General features: G+C 66.1%; 25 protein-coding genes. 4 read left to right on the forward strand and 21 right to left on the reverse strand.

The genetic code is table 11. From position 1 onward, the window contains the following. Together D107_RS0108075 and D107_RS0108080 are read right to left on the reverse strand one after the other, a co-directional pair. The gene (locus D107_RS0108075; protein ID WP_018865773.1) at nt 1-513 is read right to left on the reverse strand and encodes a YcgN family cysteine cluster protein; all 513 of its coding nucleotides are present in this window, start codon (nt 511-513) and stop codon (nt 1-3) included. Then, nucleotides 506-1,207 carry a hypothetical protein gene (locus D107_RS0108080; protein ID WP_018865774.1) on the reverse strand — a complete coding sequence of 234 codons (702 nt, stop codon included), beginning with the start codon at nt 1,205-1,207 and terminating at the stop codon, nt 506-508. The genes D107_RS0108075 and D107_RS0108080 overlap by 8 nt, the downstream gene beginning before the upstream one ends. 100 nt (nt 1,208-1,307) lie before the next feature. Here D107_RS0108080 and D107_RS0108085 point away from each other — a divergent pair, with 100 nt between their 5' ends. The 3 genes from D107_RS0108085 to D107_RS0108095 all read left to right on the forward strand — a co-directional run bounded on the left by D107_RS0108085 (nt 1,308) and on the right by D107_RS0108095 (nt 3,238). Next, on the forward strand, nt 1,308-2,441 hold the full coding sequence (locus D107_RS0108085; RefSeq protein WP_018879940.1) for a hypothetical protein: 1,134 nt from the start codon (nt 1,308-1,310) through the stop codon (nt 2,439-2,441). Between the two features lie 90 nt (nt 2,442-2,531). Further along, a complete protein-coding gene (locus tag D107_RS0108090) occupies nt 2,532-2,747 on the forward strand; it encodes a hypothetical protein (protein WP_018865776.1) in 216 nt (71 codons plus the stop codon). A 53-nt stretch (nt 2,748-2,800) separates the two neighbouring features. Further along, nucleotides 2,801-3,238 (forward strand): hypothetical protein, encoded by a 438-nt coding sequence (locus D107_RS0108095; RefSeq protein WP_018865777.1) that lies wholly within the window; start codon nt 2,801-2,803, stop codon nt 3,236-3,238. Between the two features lie 249 nt (nt 3,239-3,487). Here the strand turns inward: D107_RS0108095 and D107_RS0108100 are convergent, their stop codons facing one another. After that, entirely contained in the window at nt 3,488-4,165 is a 678-nt protein-coding gene (locus tag D107_RS0108100; RefSeq protein ID WP_018865778.1) for a tetratricopeptide repeat protein, read from the reverse strand. Nucleotides 4,166-4,371: 206 nt separating this feature from the next. Between D107_RS0108100 and D107_RS0108105 the strand changes: the two genes are divergently transcribed. Then, complete coding sequence (locus D107_RS0108105; RefSeq protein WP_018881219.1) at nt 4,372-4,626, forward strand: hypothetical protein; 255 nt, start codon at nt 4,372-4,374, stop codon at nt 4,624-4,626. 96 nt (nt 4,627-4,722) lie between these two features. Here the strand turns inward: D107_RS0108105 and D107_RS0108110 are convergent, their stop codons facing one another. From D107_RS0108110 to rplS, 18 genes are all read right to left on the reverse strand, one after another. Then, nucleotides 4,723-4,911, reverse strand: a complete 189-nt coding sequence (locus D107_RS0108110) for a hypothetical protein (RefSeq protein ID WP_018876089.1) — start codon at nt 4,909-4,911, stop codon at nt 4,723-4,725. A 229-nt stretch (nt 4,912-5,140) separates the two neighbouring features. Continuing rightward, nucleotides 5,141-7,258 (reverse strand): TonB-dependent receptor domain-containing protein, encoded by a 2,118-nt coding sequence (locus D107_RS0108115; protein ID WP_038035275.1) that lies wholly within the window; start codon nt 7,256-7,258, stop codon nt 5,141-5,143. 251 nt (nt 7,259-7,509) lie between these two features. Beyond that, a complete protein-coding gene (locus tag D107_RS0108120) occupies nt 7,510-7,716 on the reverse strand; it encodes a hemin uptake protein HemP (RefSeq protein ID WP_026280642.1) in 207 nt (68 codons plus the stop codon). Nucleotides 7,717-7,761: 45 nt separating this feature from the next. Then, nucleotides 7,762-8,238 carry a bacterioferritin gene (gene bfr / locus D107_RS0108125; RefSeq protein WP_018879945.1) on the reverse strand — a complete coding sequence of 159 codons (477 nt, stop codon included), beginning with the start codon at nt 8,236-8,238 and terminating at the stop codon, nt 7,762-7,764. Nucleotides 8,239-8,466: 228 nt separating this feature from the next. Beyond that, nucleotides 8,467-8,916 carry a hypothetical protein gene (locus D107_RS0108130; protein WP_018879946.1) on the reverse strand — a complete coding sequence of 150 codons (450 nt, stop codon included), beginning with the start codon at nt 8,914-8,916 and terminating at the stop codon, nt 8,467-8,469. Nucleotides 8,917-8,937: 21 nt separating this feature from the next. Beyond that, on the reverse strand, nt 8,938-9,831 hold the full coding sequence (locus D107_RS0108135; RefSeq protein ID WP_018881222.1) for an energy transducer TonB: 894 nt from the start codon (nt 9,829-9,831) through the stop codon (nt 8,938-8,940). Then, the gene (locus D107_RS0108140; protein ID WP_018879948.1) at nt 9,831-10,253 is read right to left on the reverse strand and encodes a biopolymer transporter ExbD; all 423 of its coding nucleotides are present in this window, start codon (nt 10,251-10,253) and stop codon (nt 9,831-9,833) included. The genes D107_RS0108135 and D107_RS0108140 overlap by 1 nt, the downstream gene beginning before the upstream one ends. Beyond that, entirely contained in the window at nt 10,250-10,648 is a 399-nt protein-coding gene (locus D107_RS0108145) for a biopolymer transporter ExbD (protein ID WP_018879949.1), read from the reverse strand. The genes D107_RS0108140 and D107_RS0108145 overlap by 4 nt, the downstream gene beginning before the upstream one ends. Continuing rightward, nucleotides 10,635-11,384, reverse strand: coding sequence for a MotA/TolQ/ExbB proton channel family protein (locus D107_RS0108150; RefSeq protein WP_018879950.1), 750 nt, complete (start codon nt 11,382-11,384; stop codon nt 10,635-10,637). The genes D107_RS0108145 and D107_RS0108150 overlap by 14 nt, the downstream gene beginning before the upstream one ends. Before the next feature lie 166 nt (nt 11,385-11,550). After that, the gene (locus D107_RS13770) at nt 11,551-11,814 is read right to left on the reverse strand and encodes a bacterioferritin-associated ferredoxin (RefSeq protein ID WP_081619372.1); all 264 of its coding nucleotides are present in this window, start codon (nt 11,812-11,814) and stop codon (nt 11,551-11,553) included. 222 nt (nt 11,815-12,036) lie between these two features. Beyond that, the gene (locus D107_RS0108155; protein WP_018865786.1) at nt 12,037-12,519 is read right to left on the reverse strand and encodes a peptidylprolyl isomerase; all 483 of its coding nucleotides are present in this window, start codon (nt 12,517-12,519) and stop codon (nt 12,037-12,039) included. Between the two features lie 105 nt (nt 12,520-12,624). Next, nucleotides 12,625-14,535, reverse strand: coding sequence for a molecular chaperone HtpG (gene htpG, locus D107_RS0108160; protein WP_018881223.1), 1,911 nt, complete (start codon nt 14,533-14,535; stop codon nt 12,625-12,627). Next, nucleotides 14,532-15,440 carry a 23S rRNA (adenine(2030)-N(6))-methyltransferase RlmJ gene (locus tag D107_RS0108165; protein ID WP_018881224.1) on the reverse strand — a complete coding sequence of 303 codons (909 nt, stop codon included), beginning with the start codon at nt 15,438-15,440 and terminating at the stop codon, nt 14,532-14,534. Before D107_RS0108165 ends, htpG begins: the two co-directional genes overlap by 4 nt. 90 nt (nt 15,441-15,530) lie before the next feature. Beyond that, nucleotides 15,531-16,217, reverse strand: a complete 687-nt coding sequence (soxX, locus tag D107_RS0108170) for a sulfur oxidation c-type cytochrome SoxX (protein ID WP_018876084.1) — start codon at nt 16,215-16,217, stop codon at nt 15,531-15,533. Between the two features lie 231 nt (nt 16,218-16,448). Next, nucleotides 16,449-17,138, reverse strand: a complete 690-nt coding sequence (gene soxX, locus D107_RS0108175; RefSeq protein WP_018879954.1) for a sulfur oxidation c-type cytochrome SoxX — start codon at nt 17,136-17,138, stop codon at nt 16,449-16,451. 28 nt (nt 17,139-17,166) lie between these two features. After that, nucleotides 17,167-17,976 carry a sulfur oxidation c-type cytochrome SoxA gene (gene soxA / locus D107_RS0108180; protein ID WP_018876082.1) on the reverse strand — a complete coding sequence of 270 codons (810 nt, stop codon included), beginning with the start codon at nt 17,974-17,976 and terminating at the stop codon, nt 17,167-17,169. A gap of 413 nt (nt 17,977-18,389) precedes the next feature. Continuing rightward, complete coding sequence (locus D107_RS0108185) at nt 18,390-18,956, reverse strand: methylated-DNA--[protein]-cysteine S-methyltransferase (RefSeq protein WP_018876081.1); 567 nt, start codon at nt 18,954-18,956, stop codon at nt 18,390-18,392. Between the two features lie 23 nt (nt 18,957-18,979). Beyond that, entirely contained in the window at nt 18,980-19,336 is a 357-nt protein-coding gene (gene rplS, locus D107_RS0108190) for a 50S ribosomal protein L19 (RefSeq protein ID WP_018865793.1), read from the reverse strand. Nucleotide 19,337 lies beyond the last annotated feature (1 nt).

Below are 19,337 nucleotides of genomic sequence, written 5' to 3' on the forward strand. Positions count from 1 at the left end.
CTACTCCTGCGGGAAACGCACTACCGGGCGCCACAGGCGCGCGGACTCCGGCACCTGGCCGGGCCAGTCGACCACGTAGTCGATCAGGGGGAGGTCGGGGGCATCACACTCGCGGATGACCCGGCCGGCCACCGAGACGCGGGCGCGCTTGACCGTCTCCGGATCGCCCGTCAGCAGAGGGTGCCAGGTCGGCAGCGGGTGGCCCTCGAAACGCAGGCGATAGGCACAGGTGGGCGGCAACCAGTGATAGTGGGGCAGGTCCTTTCGGGTCAGCTGGATGCAGTCCGGCACGAAGTCCCGGCGGTTGGCGTAGTCCGAGCAGAAACCGGTCTCGCAGTCGAGCAGGTCGCAGGCCAGCCAGGTAAAGGCCAGCTCGCCCGAGTCCTCGTCTTCCAGCTTGTGCAGGCAGCAGCGCCCGCAGCCGTCGCACAGGGCCTCCCACTCTTCGTGGCTCAGGGTCTCGAGCGGGCGCTCCCAGAACGGGCGGGCATCCGGCGCGGCCGATTCACTCATGATCCCCGTAGTCCTCGCCCAGGCGGCGGCGCCCTTCGTCGCGCAGGCGTTCCACGGTCTGTCCCCAGCGCTCCTGGGTCACGTAGTGCATCAGCACACGCCCGCGGCGCGGGACCAGAATGGCCAGCCCGTCCTCGGGGTAGAGCCAGTAGCTGTGATCGGAGTCCATGCGCAGGCGCTCGCGCGGCTCGCCAAAACGCTGGGTAATCAGGTCCTCGGTCCAGTGGGCGCGCGGGATGTAGCTCATCTCGACGATCGGGACGTTGCCCAGCGATGTCAGGGCGTCGTCGCTCAGTCCGTAGCGCCGGGCCCCGCTGGGCATGGGCCGCTCGGACGTCGTCTCGGCCTCGATCCGGTCCAGCGCCGCCTCATCCAGATCCGGGCGCAGGATCAGGTTGGCCTCGAACGGGGGGATGCGCGCGTTCACGTAGTAGGCCTCCACCGAACGCGAACCGTCGGCATCCACGAACAGGCGGATGTCCGGCACCGGCAGGCGGCCCATCAGGTCGGCCATGGTGGTCTCGCCCAGCACGATGCCCAGCACCCGCGTGCGCTGGCGATCCCCTACCTCGATCTGCCACGGAAGGTCGGAGAACTGCTGACTGCGCATGCCACCCGGGTTGGAGTAGACCCACATGGCCAGCGCCAGGATGACCCCCATCGCCACCAGCCCGATGATCCAGCGTACATGCATCGCGCAATTCCCCTTGAAGACACAAAGCCCGGCCGTGGCGGGCGCGCCATGCCGCCTCGTATAATGCGACGCTCGCCCGACCACCGGATACCAGCCCGCCATGTTCGCACGTTTGTCTGCCTGGATCACCGCCCGCTCCGTCCCCGGCGACAGCGGCGGGCGCATCCTGATCCTCGCCCCGCGGGCCACCCTCGAGACGGCCGCCGACTGGCTCGCGGAGCTGGCCGACGCCGTCGGGCCGATCACGCTGGGGGTCACCGACTGCGGCCATGACCGCGAGGCGGCCGGCTTGATGGATGCCACCCCGGCGCTGGCGATGCGCCCGGACCTGGCGGCCCCGCGTCTGGCGCGGCTGCGGCCGCGCGCCGTCGTGGTCATCGGGCCCCTGCGGGCCGGCGAGCACGACCTGGGCCCCGCACTGGCCTCGCTCCATGCACCGCGCATCTGGGTGAATGCCGAGGGCGACACCGGGGGCGTCGAGTGGGATGCCGTGTTCGCGGCGCGCGAAGACGCCCCGGCCCCCGGGATCGCCGAAGTGATCGGCGACCCGATCGCCGGGGCGGTGGAACTGCCGGCCCCGCCGTCCGACTCCAGCGCATTCTGCGAACGCTTTCGCGAATACCACGAAAAGGGCCATCCGATCCTGCTGGCACCCAACACCGGCCCGGGCGAGGAGGCCTTCGCGTTTGCCGTGCTGTTCGCGGTTCTGCGCAAGAGCGCGGCCATCCTGCTACTGGCCCCCGCGGACCCGGCTCGTCACGAGCCGGTCTATCGCGACGCCATCAAGTACTCGCTGCCGATCATCCGCCACAACCGCTTTATGACCTCCTTCGTGCCGCGCAAGAACCGGGTCTACTACATCGAGGATCCGGAGACGCTGCACGCCGCCTACACCTGCGCCCAGGTGACCCTGCCGGGCGGCACCCTGGCCGCCAGCGAGACCCCGCCCGACCTGGGCCTGCCGCTGGCCTGTGGCAGCGCGGTCATCTGCGGCCCGGCGGAGCATGAACGCCACCCGGATGCCGCCACGCGACTGCGTATCGCCGCCGAGCACACCGGCCTCGTCGCTCGCGGCGAGGACCCCGAGCGGGTGGCCGACGAGGTGCTCGCGCGCCTCGCGGAGGGGATCGACCCGGCGGCACGGCGCGCACGCCTCGCTGAATGGCAGTCCCGCCAGTCCGGCGCACGCGCCGCGGTGCACGCCCGCCTGCAGGCCCTGCTCGCCCCCGCCTGACCCGGCGCGGAGCCGCCGGGCGGTGAAATGCAACTAATTGATCTATAATCGGGTCAACGAGTTACAGGTTTGCCGGACAGGTTCACGCACATGATCGACGCCAGCCACTCCCTCGCGGGCATCCAGAAGGGCATGACCAGCATGCGCCAGCAGGCCCACACGGTGGCCACCGAGAACGCGGGCAGTCGCGAGAGTATGGGTGCCCAGGTGGGCATGATCGCCAGCCAGAATCAGGTCGAGGCCTCGGTGAAGACCCTGCAGGCCGAGGACCGGATGATTGGCTCGTTGCTGGACGTACGCGCCTGAATCCGGGCAACGCCTGAGAACACGACCTACCAGGAGGCTCGCCGAGTTACGCGATGGAAGTCCCGGTCACCAACCCGTCTGCTGCGGTACCGGTCGGCACACGCCCGACCGGCAGCGACCGGCTGGGCCTGGGGCAGCTCTCCACCCCGGCCGATTTCGATCGCCCGCTGAACGACCCCGAGGCCGGCGAGGCCCGCCGCCCGATCGAGGATCGCGCGGAACAGGACGAGAACCGCCGCGGCGATGCCGAACAGGACCAGGGCCTGGCCTTCCCCCCGCGCTCGGAACAGGAGATGGCCTCGCGGGCCCGGGTCGCGGCCCAGATCGAGGCCTTCCGCAGCAGCGGCAATGACGCCGAAGGGGCCGCGGCGCCGGATGGTGGCGTGCTGGGCGGCGTCGGTGTCGAGGCCCTGCGCCGCCGCGTGGAACTCGCGGTCAGCCTGGCCGGGCCGGCCGAGGAGCCACGCCGCGAACTGAACGTGGTGGTCTAGCCCTCCGCGGAGCGCACGAAGAAGGTCCACAGCGCTTCACAGGAAGGCCCGGAAGATCGGAAGAAGCGCGTTGGGGTCATGACGCAGTGCCCTCAGTCCCTGCGTGACACGCCACCCCCACGCTCTCGTCATCCCGAACACCAACAGCACCGATCAGCCGTAATCGCGAGGCGCGCAGCGCCGTGGCGATCGGCTCGCGAGCTCCCGGCGCTTCCTTCAGGTTGCATCCCTGACAGGCGGCCGTGCCGGCTACTGCAGGCGCGGCGCTGCTTTGGCCTGTGCCTGGTTCTGCAGCCACTCCTGGGCGCGTTCGCCCGCGTGCAGGCGCTCGTCGGGGCTCAGCTCGCGCGCCACGCGCTCGCGGTAACGCGCCGCGCTCGCAATCCCCATCTCCGCCGCGATCGCATACCACTTGAACGCCGACACATCGGAGCGTTCCACGCCCTCGCCCATCGCGAACAGCCGCGCGAGATTGGCTGCACCGCGCCCCTCGCCGGCCTCGGCCGCCAGCAGATACCACTGGGCCGCCTGTTCCGCATCCTGCGGCAGGCCCCGGCCCTCGTCGAACTTGAGCCCCAGGTTGAACATCGCCTGGGCATTCCCGCGCTCCGCGGCAATATGGAACCAGCGGGCCGCCTCGTTGGGGTTCGCCTCCAGGCCGTCCCCCTGCTCGAACAGGACGGCCAGGTTGAAGGCGGCATCCGGGAACCCGGCCTCGGCCGAACGCTGATACCACTGCGCGGCCTCGAGGGGATCCCGCGGCAGGTGCTGCCCCTCATCCAGCAGGACCCCCAGGTTGAAGGCGCACTGCGGGTCCCCGGCCTCGGCCCCCTGCCGCCAGAGGGTCATCGCGACGGCGTGTTCGCCGCGGGCCCAGGCATTGCGAGCCTGCTCCAGGAGAGATTCTTGCGAAGAGGATTGCGCCATCACTGCCGTCCGGAATTGCCTTTGTCTCACTCTAGCGACCCCGCGAAGGGCCGTCGACAAACCGCACGAGGATGCGTGACAGAAACCACGCCCCGGGCGAAACGCAAAGCTGTGATGAATTTCCCGAAACACCGGAGGGGGCTCAAGGGTCGAGAGGTGTGAACGCAGTTGCGCGTTTACATCCACCTCAATGGACAGGAGTTTCCATGAAGCATTCCACCAGGATCCTGGCCGCCGCGGCCATCGCACCCTTTGTACTTCTGATGGGCTGCTCCGACGGCGACATGGGCATGGACGAGTTCGAGGAACAGCAGATGCAGGAACAGCCCGAGGGGGGTGAAGGCGGCATGCAGAGCGCCCCGCCACCCGAAGGGAGCATGCAGGAGCCGCCGCAGGACGGCGAGATGCAGCAGCCCCCGTCCGATGGCGGCATGGAACCGGAGGGTGACAACAACTTCTGACCCTCGGGCGCCCCGCCGGGGCGCCCCCTCCGACTCAACCAAAAAAGCCCCGGCACGCGCGGCGTGCCGGGGCTTTTTGTTTCGGGTCAGCCGGGATCAGTTGCTGAAGGTATCCTCCATCTCGTCCCCGGCATCCTCCATCGCGTCGCCAGCATCGTCCATGGCGTCGTCGATGTTCTCGCCGGCCTCTTCCGCCGGGCCCTGATTGTCACAGCCCGCGAGGGTCGCGCTGCCCAGCGCCATCATCAGGGCAAGCATCAGAATCGTCAGTCGTGATTTCCACATGGTGTTCTCCTTTACCGTTGCAGTCCGTTCCGGATCATTCCCTACGCACGGGCGGATCACCCGCCGTCGGGACACTCGGCTCTAAGGCCCGGTTGAGCGCCGTTGGTTCGATTCGTTCGGCCCCTGCGCCTGCAAACTGTGATGCACACCCGCGGAAACCGATCCATAAAAAAGGCCGCGGACAACGCCGCGGCCAATCGGAGGCACATGCAAACCCCGTTCGGGGGTCTCAGAAGCGGTGCTTCAGGCCCACCGAGAAGGTGCGCGGCTCATTGGGCCGGGCCCCGTCCGGATACCGCGAGATGATGCTCTGCTCGTCCAGCACATTGGTGGCGCGCACGAACAAGTCGGTATCCTTGCCCAGCGGATATCGGCTTACCAGGTCCAGCGTGGTCAGCGACTCGGTGCGATTGAAGCCGCCCGACGCACGATTACAGCCGTCACTGCTGCAGGTCTCGTCGATGTACTTCAGGATGGCGTAGTTGTTCCAGCCACTGCCATGCTCGAGCCCCGCGCGCAGACTGAACTGGTGACGCGGGATCGCCTGCAGGCGGTCTCCCTTCTGCACACCGGAAACCGCGTTGTCCGCGCTGTATTCGGCGCTGGTGTAGGTATAGCTAGCCTCCAGCGGGGCCCGGAAGCTGCCGAGATCCATGCTTGTGGACGTACGCAGTTCCAGACCGGAAATCACCGCCTCTCCGGTAGTGAACGTCCCGGAGGTGGATCCGTCCGAGCAGGGCGTGGCGATCGAGCAGTTCTGCACGAAGTCGGAGAAATCGCTGTAGAAGCCGATGGCCTCGACGAAGGCGTTATCACCCTGATAACGGGCACCCAGTTCCCAGTTGGTGCTGGTTTCCGGATCCTGTTCCTCGGTCGCACCGCCGCCCAGGGGGGCAAATCCCCGGTGTACGCCGGCAAGGACCTGCCAGCGATCCGTCACGTCATAGGTAAGCGAGGCCCCGGGCAACCAGATGCTGCTCGAATTGGAACGCCGGGAGTCCACAACCGTGCGCTGCGCGTCGCCGTATTGAGTACGCGAGGTCTCGACGTCCTCGTAGCGCAGCAGGAGGTTGGCGGTCAGCCGATCGTTCACGTACCACTCGTCGGCCACCCAGAAACTCCAGGCCTTGGCATCCTCGAACCGGTTGTTGCTGCCCGTCGGCTGGATCGTATCCTGGTAGACCAGCGAGCCGTTCACCTGGTCATAGATATCATCCGGCTGGAACCGATCCATCTCGTCCTGATGATAGCGGGCACCCGCGCGCAGCCAGTGGTCCCCGAAGTCCATGCTCAACTCGGTCTGGACACCCTCGGAGACATACTCGCGGTTGTTGTTGCGATACGTCAGGTCCGCAACATCCTCCTCGCCCCGGAGGATCCGCTGCGCGGTGGCACCCCCCTGGTTGGCGTCGTCGATAAATGCACTGCCGCCACCAAGTTTGAACCAGTTACGCGCGAATTCGTTGCGGTACAGGGTGGTGGTCATGCGTACGCGATCCGACCAGTCGATGTCGTGCGTCAGGCTCAGCCCGAGGTGATCGTTATTCATCTGGTCGATCTCGGAAAGGCCGTATCGCCGGTTGGGGTCCCGCGCGAAATCCTCGTCGGTCAGACCGAGGTAGGTCTCGTTCGAGGTCTCCTCCGAATACTGGATCTTGGTCTCGATGCTCTGGCGCTCACCCTCCCAGCGCAGTTTTCCGACATAGTCCTGGATGTCGTACCCGGTATCCCGGTTGCTGCGATCGATGTCCTTGAAACCGGCCCCGTCCCGCTGGACCGTCTCGATCATGTAGCTCCAGTCGCCGGAACGGTCGCCAAACATGGCATGCACATCGGTGCCGCCGCGATCGTTCACCACCGCCTCGATGGACCCTTCGCGTTCGCGGGGGAGTGGCGTGGACACCAGGTTGATCACCCCCCCGGTCGTCTGGGGGCCATGGCGCAGCAATGGCGCTCCCTTCAGTACCTCGATCTCGTGGATCCGCTTCGTGGTCGGGAAATAGTAGGCCGCCGGGTTGGAGTACGGTGCCGGCGCGATCAGCACGTTGTCCTCCATCAGGGTCACCTTGCTGCTGCGCCCCGGCGGCGCCGCCCGGATACCGATATTCGGCCGCAGGCCCGCGCCATCCTCCTCTCGGACATAGACGCCGGGCACCGTCTTGAGCGCCTGATGGATATCGGTGGTCCCTTCAGTTTCCAGCTGTTCACGCCCCACAACGGCCGCCGAACCGGGCAGCCGCTGTGTCGCGGTCACATCCCCGAGAATCTGGACCGGCGCAAGCCGGACCTCGCCTCCGTCATCCGCCGCCGGGCCAGCCTCGTCGGCATGAAGCACGGGCGTCCCCAGAACCCCGGCAATCGCGAGCACGACAGCACGGTGCCTCCACACCCCGGAGGCACGCGCGATGTCCGCGCGATGTCCGCATCGAGTGGTCATTCGCTGGTTTCGAGCCATTATTTTCTCCCTTGAGTTAGCCAGAATGAACACCGCCGCGGCTGATCGAACGCGGCGGGCCGGTGATGAACAAAGGCTGGCTGAGGGAGAGGCTCCCCTGGCTGGCGGGTCCCGTGGCTGTAACCACGGGTGACAGACTTGCTTTATTTAGTCAGGATCAGCTTCTTGCTGGAGGTCACCCGAAGGGTGTAGCACTGCCCTTCATGGCGGATAAACAGGCGGTCGGCATCACGCAGCAACTCACTCGAGGCAACCTCCCGCGGCGTGCCGACAGGACAGTCATGCACTCCAGGGCGCGCCGGAGAAGACTCGGTAGATGCCGGGATGCGCCCGCCTTCGCTGGAATTCATGCTTGCCTCCCCGACCGCGCCGAAGGGCGGTCGCACTCGAAACGATTACGACGCGGAGCTCGCCTGGCTCTGCTCGTAGTTCTGCAAACCGATGCGATCGATGAGCTGCAGCTGGGTCTCCAACCAGTCGATGTGGCTCTCCTCGCTGTCCAGGATCTTCTGCAGCAGATCGCGGGTCACGAAGTCGCGCACCTGTTCGCAATGGGCAATGGCCTCGCGATAGACCGGCGCACCGGCGTGCTCGAGCGCCAGGTCCGCTTCCAGGATCTCGCGGGTGTTCTCGCCAATGCTCAGCGTCCCCAGGTCCTGCAGGTTGGGCAGGCCTTCGAGAAACAGGATGCGGTTGATCAGCTCGTCCGCGTGCTTCATCTCGTCGATCGATTCTTCGTATTCAGCCGCGGCCAGCTTCTCCAGCCCCCAGTCCTTGAACATGCGGGAGTGGAGGAAGTACTGGTTGATCGCGGTCAGTTCACCCTTGAGGGCCTGGTTGAGGTAGCGGATTACGTCCTTATCGCCTTGCATCTCGACTCTCCTGGAATAGGTCCTTGATCGTTTTTTCGGATCAACGGGTTGGTTGACTGTGGCCCCCGTACTCAGGGGGACCCCACTATCCCGCCCGACTCCGCCGGGATGCAAGAACGCCCTCAACGCGAGCAAAACGATATCGGTAATGCGAACGATTTGCAACCCCGTTTGCTATAAATTTCATGGCGACTGCCGAACCGGCCGGGCAATCGGCTGGGGGAGGCACTATCGGATCAGCGGCACATCCGCCAGGCTCTCGACCTGGACCTGATCGGCGCAGCCCTCGATCGCGCCCTCCGGCCCCTCGCAGGCGGCGATGTCGTTGACCAGGATGCGCCCGACGCGATCGCAGGCCGTGTCCGTCATGCGAAAGGCCCGCACCGCGGTACTTCCCGCCCGCAACGGGGCCATCTCGACCACCGTACGCCGATGGATAATGCCGTCCCTGTCGAACACCACCAGATCCAGCTGGAACGACTCCAGGGCCTCGTCCAGACCGTTCTCCAGCACCAGATGTGCGCGACAGTCGTCGCCGTCGGCCTCGAGCTTGTTCAGTTGGACGCCGATCGCGCCGGGATCGTCGGGGGCGGGATCATCCGCACCGGCTACGCCTGGCAGCACCAGCATCAGAAGTAGCACCATCAAGGTGCCGAGAGCCTCGTCCCGCATACGCATGAAACCTCCTTCAATACATCCTTAACGCACGGAAAATGTGACCGGCACTACGAGTTCGAATTCGTCACGGCCGATCGCACTCGGGGCCGGGAACGGATCTGCCCGCTCGACCATGTCCTCGAGCGCGCGGTCGAGAATGCGGCTTCCAGAACTGTCTTCGATCCGATACTCGATCACGTTCCCGTCGCGGTCCAGATGCAGCCAGACGGAGGCCGTCCCCTCCAGTCGACGCCGCTGAGCCTGCCGCGGGTAACTCTTGTGGCGCTCTATCCACGCCTGCAATTCGGCCAGGTAGTCCGGATCCACGCCGGGCGTACCGCCACCCGCCGCATCGGAGGGGCTGTCTCCGGCCTCGGCATCGGCTGCACCCCGTTCGTCAGCCGGCGCCTCGGCATCGGCGCTGTCGCCGGGCTCGGCTGCCCTGTCCACCTCGTCCACTGGGTCAACTTCGGACTCGGCCGGCTCCGGCTCGGGCTCGGGCTCCGGCTCGGGCTCGGGCTCGGGCTCGGGCTCGGGTTCGGGCTCGGGTTCGGGCTCGGGTTCGGGCTCGGGTTCGGGCTCGGGTTCGGGCTCGGGTTCGGGCTCGGGTTCGGGCTCGGGTTCGACGACCTCGGCCTCCTCTACCGGCTGGCGCTCCGGTTCCCGGGGCTGGGGGGGTTCCGGTTGCACCGGCTCGGCTTCCACGGCCTCGGGCCGTTCGGGCTCTACGGCGTCGGTGTCCGCGGACTCCGCGGGCTCGGCCGGCACGGCCTGGGGTGCGCCGCCGGCCGCGGCCATGGAGATTTCCAGCCCGCCCACGCCCGCATCCTCGGCGCCGGCGGGTGGCTCGCGCAGCAGCAAGGCCATCGCCACCAGCAGGTGCAGGGCGACCGCCAGGACGAGGGCCACCATCCAGTGTCGAAACGTCGGCTGCATCAGATATCCGGTACCGTCAGCAGGTCGATCCGCTCGACCCCCGCCTCGCGCAGGCGTTCCAGCACCCCGACAACCGCGACCGCTTCCGCGCGCCCGTCTGCTTTCACGCGGACTCTGGCCGCCTCTCCGTGGCGCTCGACGTGCTCGCGTACCAGACCGGTCATGCCGTCGAGATCGACCTCGTCCTGATTGACCGCCAACCGACTCTCGGTACCGATGATCACCATGAACTCGTCCGGCCCGGGCTGGCCGTCCACGGCCGACTCCACCGGTTCGACCTCGAACGGATCGATCGCACTCAACTGCCCGGCCACCATGAAGAAGATCAACAACAGGAAGACGATGTTGATCAGCGGCAGGATGCTCTCGTCGTCGTTGCGCGGGCGATGCGCAACATGAAAGTGGCGTCGTTCGCCGATCATGGCTGCGCCTGCCGAATTACCGAAAGGTTGCGCGCCCCGACGTCGGACAGACCCTCCAGTACGTTGACGGTGTCTTGCATGCTGACACCGGGCGCCGGCATCACCAGTACCCGCGTGTCGGCCTCGTCGCGCACGCGTGCGGCGATGCGCTCGCGCAAGTCGCCCTCCGCGATCGTTTCACCTGCCAACCGCAGCCCGTCCGAGCGGATCTCGACCAGCATGGCGCCCTCCATCGAACCGGCCCCGCCGGCCTCGGCCGGTGCCTCCAGCTGAACCGCCCGCCACTGGAGGAAACTCGAGGCCAGCATGAAGAAGACCAGCAGGATAAAGACGACGTCGATCAGCGGGGTCAGGCTGATCAGATTGCGCCGACGCGGGCGGCTAGTGTCCAGCATCGGCCGTTCGGGGCAAGGCCCCGTCAGTCGAATCCGGATCGGCCGTCGGGCGAGGCGCTGGACGGTCCGGCGACTCGCGAGTCAGCGACACCGCCGCATACTGCCCCCCCGTGAACAAACGGGTCACGGCATCGTCCATCCGGTGTGCCACCCGCTCGACCCGCGTCTCCAGCCAGTTGAGCGCGGCCACAACCGGGATGGCGACCGCCAGTCCCACCGCCGTCGTCAGCAGGGCCTCCCAGATACCACCCGACAGGACCGCTGGATCCACTTGGCTTCCAGCCTGCTCCATCGCCTGGAAGGCCCGAATCATCCCCATCACCGTGCCCAGCAGGCCCAGTAGCGGAGCTAGCGCGCCAATCACTTCGAGCGGCCGCAATCCCTGACGCAGGGACTGGATGGTCGCATTGCCGTAACGCACCACCTCTTCGCGCACGATGGCCTCCGGCGCCCCGCCGTGCAGCCCCCGAATGCCCCGCGCCACGGCCCGGGCGGCGGGGTTCGGGGTCGCCTCGGCACACTCGATTGCACCCTCGACATCCCCGCGGTGGAAGCGGTCCAGCGCCTCGTCAGCGGGGCGCACATCGGTGACCCGCATGCGCCACAACTGCCACAGCTTGACCAGCACGAAGGCCAGCGCCACCACCGAAGCCCCCAGCAGAATCAGGACCACGGGCCCGCCCGCATCCAAAAAACCGGCCAGGCGCTCCGATGGAATCCATTGCTCGAAATTCATCTTCAGCTCCGAGGGTTCTGAGAGTACAGGCCGCATCCGTACCCACCGCGCCCCGACTTGGCATGCGGCAGGACGTCACACACGGACGACAGTTGCAGGGATAACCAGCGAGTGCAGCGCGACCGCCACCGCGCTGCACTACAGTACGACAATCTGGATGGTCGCCCTACAGGGCGACGGCGGGTTCAGGCCGGGAAACCTTCTCGGGTGGCGCGGGGGTACTGCGTCCGCCGGACACCTGCAGCACATTCGCGGCCGGATCGCGGGAACACCCCTTCAGCAAGCAATTGGCGCGGCGCGCGCATTTCCCGCATTCGGAACTCACACCCAGCCGATCCCGTAGATCCCGCATACGCAGGCCTTCCTGACTAGAGTCGATCAACTCCCGGATATCGCGTTCGCGAACGGATTTGCAGATGCAGACGATCATCGCCTTCCTCGACCTATCCTGAGTACTGGGCGGACGATACGATGATTGAGAATGGTTTGCAACACCATTACCAATTCTGCGGGAGTGCTCTCGACAGCGTCGAACCGGCTACCCCCTCCCAGCCTGGCCCCCCAAACAAAACAGGCCCCGCGTTTGCGGGGCCTGGGGGGCTGGCGGGCCTGCAGGCGCGATGCTCCCGCGCACAGCAGTGCTCGAACCCGCTCAGTGCTGGTGACCGCCCTCGCCATGGGCGTGGCCGTGCTCCAGCTCTTCGGCGGAGGCCTCGCGGACCTCGACGATCTCGACGTCGAAGTTCAGGGTCTCGCCGGCCAGCGGGTGGTTCCCGTCGACCGTGGCGGTATCGCCCTCAACCTTGGTCACGGTGACGGTCAGCGGGCCGTTTTCGGTCTGCGCCTGGAATTGCATGCCCGGCTCGACGGATTCGACGCCCTGGAACGCATCCATCGGGATCTCCTGGACCATGGCATCGATCTTCTCGCCATAGCCTTCTGCCGGGGAGACCTTGGCCTGGACCTTGTCACCGGCGGCCTTGCCTTCCAGCTCCTTCTCCAGGCCCGGGACGATCTGGCCGTTCCCGTGCAGGTAGGCCAGCGGCTCGCGGCCTTCGGAGCTGTCGATCTTCTCGCCAGCGTCGTTGGTCAGGGTGTAGTGGATGGCCACCACGGCGTTCTGCGCGACTTGCATGGGCTTTGCCCTCTTAATACATGAACTTGTAAGGGTAACGCGGAACAGGGCCGCGCGTCAGGTCCACCCGCCGGCGATACGGTTTCCGGCGGGTGGCCAATCGGGTCAGGCGGCCTTCTGCAACAGGAGGCGATTGAGCCGCGCGACGAACCCGGTCGGGTCCTCCAGTTGCCCGCCTTCGGCCAGCAGGGACTGCTCGAACAGCAGCGAGGCGAGGTCGTTGAAGTCTTCGCCCTCGGCGGCCTTCAGTCGCTCCACCAGCGGGTGCCCCGGGTTGACCTCCAGCACCGGCTTGCCGGAGAAGGTCTCCTGGCCAGCCTGCTTGAGCAGCTCCTGCAGGTACAGCGCCATCTCGTGCTCGCCGAGCACGATGCAGGCCGGAGACTCCACCAGCCGCCGCGAGGCGCGCACACTGTCGACCCGATCGCCCAGCGCCTTCTGCAAGCGTTCGGGCAGATCGCCCAGATCGTCGTCGCCCGCCGGCTCGTCGCTACCACTCTTCGGGTCTGCCTCCTCGCCGATGATCTTGTCGAGGTCCAGGTCGCCCTTGGCAACATTCTTGATCGCCTTGCCATCGAACTCGCGCAGGTGCGACAGCAGCCATTCGTCGACCCGGTCGGACAGCAGCAGCACCTCGATCCCGTGCTTGCGGAACACCTCCAGATGCGGGCTGTTGCGCGCGGCGGAGGCATTATCGGCGGTGATCACGTAGATCGCCTCCTGACCGTCCTTCATGCGCTCGATGTAGTCCGCCAGCGCCACGTTCTGGGTGTCGTCACTATTGTGCGTGCTGGCAAAGCGCAGCAGCTTCGCGATGGTCTCCTTATTGGCGAAGTCCTCGCCGGGGCCTTCCTTCAGCACCCGCCCGAAGTTCTTCCAGATCTCGGCGTATTTCTCGGGTTCGTTGTCGGCGATGGACTGCAGAAGCCCGAGGATCTTCTTCACCGAGCCGGAGCGGATCGAGTCGACCAGGCGGTTGTCCTGCAGGATCTCGCGCGAGACGTTCAGCGGGAGGTCAGCCGAGTCCACGACGCCGCGCACGAACCGCAGGTAGTTGGGCAGCAGCTTTTCCGCGTCGTCCATGATGAACACGCGCTTTACGTAGAGCTTGACCCCGTGACGGGCATCGCGGTCCCACAGGTCAAACGGGGCCCGCTTCGGGATGTAGAACAGCGTCGTGTACTCCTGGCGCCCCTCGACGTGGTTATGCGTCCAGGCAATCGGGTCCTCGAAGTCGTGCGCGACGTGCTTGTAGAACTCCTGGTACTCCTCGTCGCTGATCTCGCTCTTCGAACGGGTCCACAGCGCGCTGGCGCGGTTGACCGTCTCCCATTCATCGGTCGGGTTGCCCTCGTCATCCGACTTGCGCATGCGGATCGGGAACGCCACATGGTCCGAATACCGCCCGATGATGTGGCGCAGGCGCATGGGCTCGAGGAATTCGTCGGCGTCTTCCTTCAGCGTCAACGTAATCTCGGTGCCAGCCTCGGTGCGCTCGCAGGCAGTGATGGTGTATTCGCCGTCGCCCCGTGACTCCCAGCGGGTACCCGCATCCGGCTCACTGCCGGCTCGGCGGGTCTCCAGGCGCACCTCATCGGCCACGATGAACGAGGAATAGAAGCCCACCCCGAACTGGCCGATCAACTGCGAGTCCTTTTTCTGGTCCCCGGTCAGCTTCTCGAGAAACGCCTTGGTGCCGGAACGCGCAATAGTCCCGATATGCTCGACCACCTCGTCCCGGGACATGCCGATGCCGTTGTCGCGCACCGTCACCGTGCGGGCCTCCGGATCCACCTCGACGTCGATCGCCAGTTCCGCCGGCTGCGGAATCGCCTCCGGCTGGGCCAGGGCCTCGAAGCGCAGCTTGTCACAGGCATCGGCGCCATTGGAGATCAGCTCGCGCAGGAAGATCTCGCGATTGGAGTACAGCGAGTGGATCATCAGCTGCAGGAGCTGACTGACCTCGGTCTCGAAGCGGCGGGTCTCGGGTTGCGGTGCGGTCTGGGTTTCACTCATGGCCTGCTCGTCCCTTGATTGGTCTCGACACGTCGCAAGGTTGGGTCGCCCGTGCCGTTTTCAAGGACAGCTGCCTGGTAGAGCCCACCGGCAGCCTCCGGATCCAGGACCTGCCACACCGGCGCCAGCAGCTCGGGGAGATGCGCCTCCAGTTGCCACGGGGGCCGCAGCACCAGCATCCCGGAACCCGCCAGCCCCATGTGGCGTTCGGGGTCAGGCGCGATGCGCAGCTCGCTGGCCAGCCACGGATCCTCCAGTTCGGCTCTTAAGTGCTCGCGCATCGCGTGATCCGGCCGGCCCGCGAGGATCGGATACCAGATCAGGATGATCCCCGTGTTCCAGCGCCGGCGGATCGTGGTCACCATCTCGGCCACTTCGCGATACTCGGCCCCGCGCTCGTAGGAGGGGTCCAGCAAGGCCAGGCCACGGCGCGGCTCCGGGGGAAACAAGGCCCGCGCGGCCTCGCGCGCGTCGCGTTTGTGCACGTGACAGCGCGGATCCCCCGCCAACCGCGCCTGCAGACGTTCGTATGCCTCGGGATGCAGCTCGCAGGCGATCAGTTGATCGCGTTCGCGCAGCCGCGCCCGGATCAGCAAAGGGGATCCCGGGTACTCCGTCAGACGCGGGGGCCGGGGTTGCATCGACCGCAGCGTGCCGAGGAATTCCCGCACGCCCGAGGGCAAGGGCTGTTCCGTCGCCCACAGGCGGGCGATACCGGCCGCGGCCTCGTCGGTCTTGCGCGCCCGCGCACCGGTCAGGTCGTATCCGCCGGCACCCCCGTGCAGGTCCAGTGCCACGAAGGGCTTGTCGCGACCGCGCAGGGATTCCAGGATCTGCCAGAGGACCAGGTGCTTGTGCACATCGGCGAAATTGCCGGCGTGATAGTCGTGTTGGTAGCTGAGCATGCGTCCCTCAAACAAAAAGCCACCGCGAGCGTACCCGCGGTGGCTCAAGAAGGGCAGCCGATAGCGACCGCCCTCGACCGTGTGACCGGTTTACTGGTTGACCGGAGACTCCGGGTCCAGCAGATACGCCATCACGTGCGCGATCTGCTCTTCGGTCAGGAAGTTGTTGTGGCCAAAGCGTGGCATCTTGGTGCACGGGAAGTACTGGTGGGGGTTGGACACCACCTGATGCACGTAATTCACGACCGAGCTGTCGGTTCCACGGGTGGCCCCGTAACCCGCCAGGCTTGGGCCCAGCGTGCCGTAGAGCTCCTCGGCTGGATCCATCTGGTGGCAGGCATAGCAGTTGCCGCCCGGCTCGCGGGTACCGTGGTCGTCATTGCGATGACCGATCCGATAGCCGTAACCGGAACGCGCCAGCTCGGCACCCCGACGCCAGTTCCCCAGGCGCGGGCCGCCCGGCGGCTCTTCGTAGCTCTCGCGCGCCATCGCGATGACCTCGCCGGCCGTATCGGCATCCGGCTCGCCTTCGAGCGAACAGGCCGCCTGGATGCCATCCTGGACCATACGGTCCCGGGCTGATCCACCCTCCTGTGCCTCCTGCTCGAAGCTGTAGCTGTCCGTCTCCAGCACGAGGTATTCCGCATACTCTTCGGCGGTCATCGCCGTAATATCGACTTCGCCGCCTCGCTCGCCCATCCAGCCGTCGCAGCCTGCAATCAGCGCCGTCGACGCCACGATGGCCAAGCTCGCCCCCACTGTCTTGTTACTGAGCATCCCTGATATCTCCTCTTGCGTCGGCTGTTGCCGCTTCTTGCCCGCGGTGAGACCAGCGCCTCAAGGCATTCAGCCCGGCTGCCCTGATGGCTGGAGCGTCTCGTTCCCGTCCGGGACCCGCGCGCGGACGGGAGGCCGAGCGCGATGGGACCCTTTTCTGAATCCCCGCAACCCTGCGCGGGGACTCAAAAAAGGGCAGTCCTTGCGGACTGCCCCGATCCAGCAAATGGCTTACTGGTTGTTGACCGGCGACTCCGGATCCAGCAGGTAGGCCATGATATGGCTGATCTGCTCGTCGCTCAGGAGCTGGTGACGGTCGGAGTTGAAGCGCGGCATCTGCGTGCACGGGAAGTACTGGTGAGGATTGGAAATCACCTCGTGCACGTAGCGCAGGACGGCTTCGCTGGTGCCACGGTTGGCACCGTAGTTCTGCAGGCTCGGGCCGATCGTGCCCTGCTCGGACACGCGCGGATCGAACACGTGGCAGTTGTAGCAGTTGCCACCCGCCTCGCGCTGGCTGTGGTCATCCGTACGGTGACCCTGGCGGTAGCCGTAGCCGGAGTCGGCCAGTTCGGCACCCTTGCGCCAGTCGCCCAGCTCGATGCTTTCCGGTGCCTCGTAGGACGCACGCGCCATCGCGACCACACGGCCGGCGGTCTCGCCGTCCGGGTCACCTTCCATGGAGCAGGCCTTCTGCAGTTCATCCTGGGTCATGCGATCACGCCAGGTACCGCCTTCCTGCATCTCCTGATCACGGAAGCTGTCCGTCTCGAAGATGAGGTGTTCGGCGAGTTCCTCGGCGCTCATCGCGGTGATGTCGACATCCGAACCCTTGCTCCCGTCGGCGACAGCGCAACCTGCGGTCAGGGCGACGGATGCGAACGCGGCCATGCCGGCCGCAACAGCATTCTTCTTAAACATACTTGGTGTCTCCTATTGCGTCCGTAGGTTACCGCTTCAGGTCGGGCAGGACGGCCGGTTCGCCGCGCGCCGCATCGTTCCAGAACGAGATCAGAGCGGTGTTGACCGGGGTGTCCGCCTTGATACCGGCGTGACGCATCTGCCACACGCAACCGCGGATACGGTGGTTCTGGCTACGCACGTTGTCGTGGCCAGCGCGGTGGGCGGGCCAGGAGACAGCCTTGGTCCATTCTTGGCCATTGCGCATTTCGGGCAGCACGGAGGCGCGGATCTGCTTGCCGGAATCGCCGTGGCAGGAGGCGCAGTTGAAGTCCATCGCACCACCGCGGCGGAAGAAGAGCACCTCACCGGCGTCGCGCATGGCCTGCTCTTCCGGGTGATCCAGCGGCGGGTTCCACGCCATCCCGGAGGACTGGTGCGCGATATAGGTGGTCAGCTGCATGATGTCGGAGCCGTTGCCGTGCCGGCGGGCCACCGCGGGATCATCGCTGGTGAAGCCCTGCAGTTCCTTCATGCAGTGCACCAGACGCATCTCGAAGTCCATTACCTTGCCGGTGTCTTCGAAGTAGCGCGGCAGCTCGACGTAAGCACCCTCAAGCTCGCCCGGGCCCTTGCCGAAGTCGCAGCCTTCCAGGGAGACGTTGTTCGGGCCACGCTCGGCGTAGAACAGTTCTTCGCCTTCGTCGATCAGCCACAGGGCGGGGTTGTCCGGCATCATCATGATGTTCATTTCACTCTGATGCAGGTAGGCGGAATCGGGATTGTTCTGCAGCAGGTTCTGCAGGACATCATTGGGGTCCTGCCACTCGCCAGCCTGAGCCGCAGCCCCAACAGCCATTGCTACGGGCAACGCAAGCAATGCTTTCTTGAACATGGAAACCTCCATCACACGGGTTTTTTTCGATGAAGCCCGGGACTGATCTGGCCCGGACCTGTGTAGCAGAGTGCTGAACCCGAGTCCGTGCTGTCAACACAAAAGACTATATTAGCGTTTCCTAAAAGTCTGTTTTTGAAAGGTTCTTGGGCATCAACACCGAGGGGCAGACGGGGGACCACTCCAATCTATTCCCGGTTTTGGGGAATTTTTTTCAGGCGCCGTTCAGCACGGCCCGGGCGCGCAAGAAACTGAAAAAAGAGATGAAGATTCCCCGCAGGGGGAACAAAGCACGCAGACCAGCCGCCGCGGAGGCGGGAAGAATCATCGGGGGGACGGAAGGAAGGGAGAAAAACCGGCACGCGACGGGCGCCGGATCATTCGTGGTTCAGAACCCCCTCGTGCGCCAGCAACAGGCGCTTGACCTGGGCCAGCTCGCCCACCTGATCGCCTGCGTAGCCGCCCACATCATGGGTACGACGAAAGCGGGAGGACACGACCCGATGGCAGGGGATGAACAGCGGCCAGGGGTTGGCGCGACAGGCCTGCCCCACGGCGCGGGGCGCCGAGCCCACGCGGGCCGCAATCTCGGAATAGGTGCGGACCTCGCCGACCGGGATCTCCGACAGGGCCGCCCAGACGCGGCGCGCATGGGCACTGCCCGGCGGGACCGCGGGGGTCGGCTGCCAGGCGGACGCATCCCGGCCATAGGCGTCCGGGGCAAACGGTGGCGGGCGACGATCGGCCCCCGGGATGTCGGCCAGCGGGACCAGCTCCCGGGGATCATCCGGGTCCTGCCAGTCGCAGGCGAGGAGCTCACCGTTCGCGGATTCCAGCCACGCAAAAGCCAGCGCGACTCCGGGGAGGAGACAGCGCTGGCTGCGGGTCGTCGATCCAGCCGACATCGAATAGCGAAAAGCCAGGGGTGACGGGGTCACGGCCATTTGCCGCACCCCGCCGGCCGGCGTTACTTCGCCGCCTTGACGTCTTCCTTGATGCGGGCGGCCTTGCCGGTGCGGTCGCGCAGGTAGTACAGCTTGGAGCGACGCACCTTGCCGCGGCGCTTCACCTTGATCTCGGCGATCTGCGGGCTGTGGGTCTGGAACGTGCGCTCCACACCGTTGCCGTAGGAGACCTTGCGCAGGGTAAACGCGGAGTTGAGGCCGCGGTTGCGCACGGCGATCACCGCACCCTCGAAGGCCTGCAGGCGCTCGCGGTCGCCTTCGCGCACCTTCACCTGCACCACCACGGTATCGCCGGGCCCGAAGTCGGGCACATCCGACTTCATCTGCTCGGCTTCCAGTTCCTGAATGACGTTATTCATT

The organism is Thioalkalivibrio sp. ALE30 (assembly GCF_000377465.1).
Classification (GTDB): Bacteria; Pseudomonadota; Gammaproteobacteria; order Ectothiorhodospirales; family Ectothiorhodospiraceae; genus Thioalkalivibrio.

Bases quoted from the DNA above. Each gene is read 5' to 3' on its own strand.
- D107_RS0108075 (WP_018865773.1), bottom strand. From the start codon at position 513: ATGAGTGAATCGGCCGCGCCGGATGCCCGCCCGTTCTGGGAGCGCCCG.
- D107_RS0108080 (WP_018865774.1), bottom strand. From the start codon at position 1,207: ATGCATGTACGCTGGATCATCGGGCTGGTGGCGATGGGGGTCATCCTG.
- D107_RS0108085 (WP_018879940.1), top strand. From the start codon at position 1,308: ATGTTCGCACGTTTGTCTGCCTGGATCACCGCCCGCTCCGTCCCCGGC.
- D107_RS0108090 (WP_018865776.1), top strand. From the start codon at position 2,532: ATGATCGACGCCAGCCACTCCCTCGCGGGCATCCAGAAGGGCATGACC.
- D107_RS0108095 (WP_018865777.1), top strand. From the start codon at position 2,801: ATGGAAGTCCCGGTCACCAACCCGTCTGCTGCGGTACCGGTCGGCACA.
- D107_RS0108100 (WP_018865778.1), bottom strand. From the start codon at position 4,165: ATGGCGCAATCCTCTTCGCAAGAATCTCTCCTGGAGCAGGCTCGCAAT.
- D107_RS0108105 (WP_018881219.1), top strand. From the start codon at position 4,372: ATGAAGCATTCCACCAGGATCCTGGCCGCCGCGGCCATCGCACCCTTT.
- D107_RS0108110 (WP_018876089.1), bottom strand. From the start codon at position 4,911: ATGTGGAAATCACGACTGACGATTCTGATGCTTGCCCTGATGATGGCG.
- D107_RS0108120 (WP_026280642.1), bottom strand. From the start codon at position 7,716: ATGAATTCCAGCGAAGGCGGGCGCATCCCGGCATCTACCGAGTCTTCT.
- bfr (WP_018879945.1), bottom strand. From the start codon at position 8,238: ATGCAAGGCGATAAGGACGTAATCCGCTACCTCAACCAGGCCCTCAAG.
- D107_RS0108130 (WP_018879946.1), bottom strand. From the start codon at position 8,916: ATGCGTATGCGGGACGAGGCTCTCGGCACCTTGATGGTGCTACTTCTG.
- D107_RS0108135 (WP_018881222.1), bottom strand. From the start codon at position 9,831: ATGCAGCCGACGTTTCGACACTGGATGGTGGCCCTCGTCCTGGCGGTC.
- D107_RS0108140 (WP_018879948.1), bottom strand. From the start codon at position 10,253: ATGATCGGCGAACGACGCCACTTTCATGTTGCGCATCGCCCGCGCAAC.
- D107_RS0108145 (WP_018879949.1), bottom strand. From the start codon at position 10,648: ATGCTGGACACTAGCCGCCCGCGTCGGCGCAATCTGATCAGCCTGACC.
- D107_RS0108150 (WP_018879950.1), bottom strand. From the start codon at position 11,384: ATGAATTTCGAGCAATGGATTCCATCGGAGCGCCTGGCCGGTTTTTTG.
- D107_RS13770 (WP_081619372.1), bottom strand. From the start codon at position 11,814: ATGATCGTCTGCATCTGCAAATCCGTTCGCGAACGCGATATCCGGGAG.
- D107_RS0108155 (WP_018865786.1), bottom strand. From the start codon at position 12,519: ATGCAAGTCGCGCAGAACGCCGTGGTGGCCATCCACTACACCCTGACC.
- htpG (WP_018881223.1), bottom strand. From the start codon at position 14,535: ATGAGTGAAACCCAGACCGCACCGCAACCCGAGACCCGCCGCTTCGAG.
- D107_RS0108165 (WP_018881224.1), bottom strand. From the start codon at position 15,440: ATGCTCAGCTACCAACACGACTATCACGCCGGCAATTTCGCCGATGTG.
- soxX (WP_018876084.1), bottom strand. From the start codon at position 16,217: ATGCTCAGTAACAAGACAGTGGGGGCGAGCTTGGCCATCGTGGCGTCG.
- soxX (WP_018879954.1), bottom strand. From the start codon at position 17,138: ATGTTTAAGAAGAATGCTGTTGCGGCCGGCATGGCCGCGTTCGCATCC.
- soxA (WP_018876082.1), bottom strand. From the start codon at position 17,976: ATGGCTGTTGGGGCTGCGGCTCAGGCTGGCGAGTGGCAGGACCCCAAT.
- D107_RS0108185 (WP_018876081.1), bottom strand. From the start codon at position 18,956: ATGGCCGTGACCCCGTCACCCCTGGCTTTTCGCTATTCGATGTCGGCT.
- rplS (WP_018865793.1), bottom strand. From the start codon at position 19,336: ATGAATAACGTCATTCAGGAACTGGAAGCCGAGCAGATGAAGTCGGAT.